Below are 2772 nucleotides of genomic sequence, written 5' to 3'. Positions count from 1 at the left end.
GGCCGTTCACGCCGGTCAGCACGCGGTCCATGTGGGTCTGGCCGTAGCGGGTGACATTGCGCACCGTGGTGCCGGGGGCCAGGTCATGCTCCAGCTTCACGGTGAACATGTCGGCGTCGACCTTCTCGTGGTCGTTCTTGCTGCCGTAGAAGTTGTGGGTGTCCACCTTGGCGCCGGCATCGAGGGCGCTGTTGGCGTTGTAGAAGCCCTTCATGCCGATGGTGGGGATGCCGCCGTCGGGCACGTTGTCCTGGTGCACGTGCTGCGAATACAGGTACAGGCGCGTGGGCGTGTTCAGGCCGAAGGCCACGCTGGGGGCGATGGCCCAGCCCTTGTTCTTCACTTCATCGCGGCCGGCCACGCCGCTGTCCTGCGTCATCACGTTGAGGCGCCAGGCCGAGGTTTCGCCAAAGCCCCGGCCGATGTCGGCCGTGGCGCGCTTCGTGTCGGCGGTGCCCACGGTCAGCGTGGCGTCGTTGCGCTCGCCGCGCTCGGGCAGCTTGCTGATCAGGTTGATGTAGCCGCCCGCCGCGCCGCGGCCGATGTCGGCACCGGAGGGGCCTTTGACCACTTCCACCTGATCCAGGTTGAACACGTCACGGGTGATGGCGCCCAGGTCGCGGATGCCGTCGACGAAGGTCGAGGTCTGGGTCGAGAAGCCGCGCATCTGGAAGGTGTCGCCGGCCGAGGTGCTGCCGTTCTCACCGAGCTGCAGCGTGATGCCCGGGGTGTTGCGCAAAGCCTCGGTCAGGGTGGTGGCGCCCTGGGCCTGCATCAGGTCCTTGGTGATGATTTGCACCGACTTGGGCGTGTCCAGCAGCGGCTGGGTCAACTTGGGCGAGGCGCTGGTGTCAGCCTTGTAGCCCTCGGCGGCGCCGGTGACGCTGACGGTGGGCAGGGTGGGGGTGTCCTGCGTCGGGGCGGTCTGCGCATGCAGGGCCAGCGGCAGGCTCAGCAGGGCGGCGCCCAAGGCGGGCGCGGAGGTGGCGACAAAGGGGCTGCGGGTCGGCGTCAGTCGCCGGCTGCGGATGTGGGTGGACATGCTTGGTGATGGACAAAGGTGGTGTGGGAACCATCTCGGCGTCCTCGAAGCCAGCGGCTGGCGGTGGCTGGCATGTCCTGCTTCGGGGGCCTGAACGTGACGGGCCCGGCAGTGACCAGGCCCGTTTGACAAATATTAATGCAAATGAGAAGGGTTCGCAATAAAAAGTAAACGCAAACCCGGGCTTGTTGGCGTGAAGAGAAGGAGGATGCGCCAGCCCCACCCCCGGGCCGGCAGGTGGGGCTGGCCCGGGGGACGGGTGGCCTGACAGGTGCCAGGCCTTACTGGAAGGCGACTTCGGCGAAGCTGCGCAGCTTGCGGCTGTGGAGGGGGCCCGCACCACCGGCGCGCAGCAGTTCGAGCGCGCGGATGCCGATGCGCAGATGCTGGTCCACCCGCTCGCGGTAGAAATGGTTGGCCATGCCGGGCAGCTTGATCTCGCCGTGCAGCGGCTTGTCGGACACGCACAGCAGCGTGCCGTAGGGCACCCGGAAGCGGAAGCCATTGGCCGCGATGGTGGCGCTTTCCATGTCCAGCGCCACCGCGCGGCTCTGGCTGAAGCGGCGTTCGGGACCCGGATGCGGCAGCAGTTCCCAGTTGCGGTTGTCGGTGGTGGCGACGGTGCCGGTGCGCAGCACCTTCTTCAGCTCGTAGCCCGACAGTTGGGTGATCTCGGCCACCGCCTGTTCGAGCGCCAGCTGCACCTCGGCCAGGGCCGGGATGGGGACCCACAGCGGCAGTTCCTCGTCCAGCACATGGTCCTCGCGCACATAGCCGTGGGCCAGCACGTAGTCGCCCAGCTGCTGGGTGTTGCGCAGGCCGGCGCAGTGGCCCAGCATCAGCCAGGCGTGGGGCCGCAGCACGGCGATGTGGTCGCTGGCCGTCTTGGCATTGGAGGGGCCGACGCCGATGTTGACCATGGTGATGCCGCAGCCGTCCTCGCGCACCAGGTGGTAGGCCGGCATCTGCGGCAGACGGGGCGGGGGCGAGCCGCTGGCCTGGGCCGCCCGGTCGACCCGGGGCGTCACCACATTGCCCGGCTCGACGAAGGCGGTGTATTCGCTCTCGGGGCTTTGCATCAGCTGCCGGCCCAGGCGGATGAACTCGTCGATGTAGAACTGGTAGTTCGTGAACAGCACGAAGTTCTGGAAGTGCTCGGGGGCGGTGCCGGTGTAGTGGCGCAGCCGGTGCAGCGAGTAATCCATCCGCGGCGCGGTGAACAGGGCCAGCGGCTGCGGCTCGCGCGGGCCGGGTTCGTAGGTGCCATTGGCAATGCCATCGTCCATGGCGGCCAGGTCCGGCAGGTCGAAGTGCTCGGACAGGCGCCGGCGGCGTTCGCTGCTCAGGTGGCCTTCCACATGCTCATCGTCGGCCAGCGAGAAATGCACCGGGATCGGTTGCCGGCCCAACCCCACCTCCAGCCCGATGCCGTGGTTCTTCAGCAGCAGGGCGAACTGTTCCCGGTAGTAGTGACCGAACAGGTCGGGCCGGGTGAGGGTGGTTTCGTACTGGCCGGGGCCGGCCACGAAGCCGTAGCTCAGCCGCGTGTCGTGGCGCGGGGCCGTCTCCACCTGCACCCGCACGCTGGGGTACCAGGCCCGCACCCGGCCGCCCAGGTCCTGCCCGGCCACGTAGTCGCGCAGCTTCTGCCGCAGGTGCTGCACCTGGGCGTTGTAGAGCTCGAACACGCGGGCCAGGGCCGCGTCNGCGTCGGTGAACTGTTCCGGGGG

The 2772-nt window shown here is 68.4% G+C and carries 2 protein-coding genes; both read right to left on the bottom strand.

Features of this window, described 5'->3' with window-relative positions:
- Nucleotides 1-1042 (bottom strand): TonB-dependent receptor plug domain-containing protein (locus I73_RS26030; protein ID WP_022979622.1); only part of this gene is annotated, 1042 nt, incomplete at its 3' end.
- Between the two features lie 281 nt (nt 1043-1323).
- On the bottom strand, nt 1324-2772 hold a 1449-nt coding region (locus I73_RS05070; RefSeq protein WP_022979621.1), incomplete at its 5' end, for an AMP nucleosidase.

Source organism: Ideonella sp. B508-1 (assembly GCF_000333615.1).
Taxonomy (GTDB): Bacteria; Pseudomonadota; Gammaproteobacteria; order Burkholderiales; family Burkholderiaceae_C; genus Ideonella.
The sequence above is the reverse complement of the archived record's forward strand: the minus strand, read 5'-3'. Positions and strand labels throughout refer to the sequence as shown.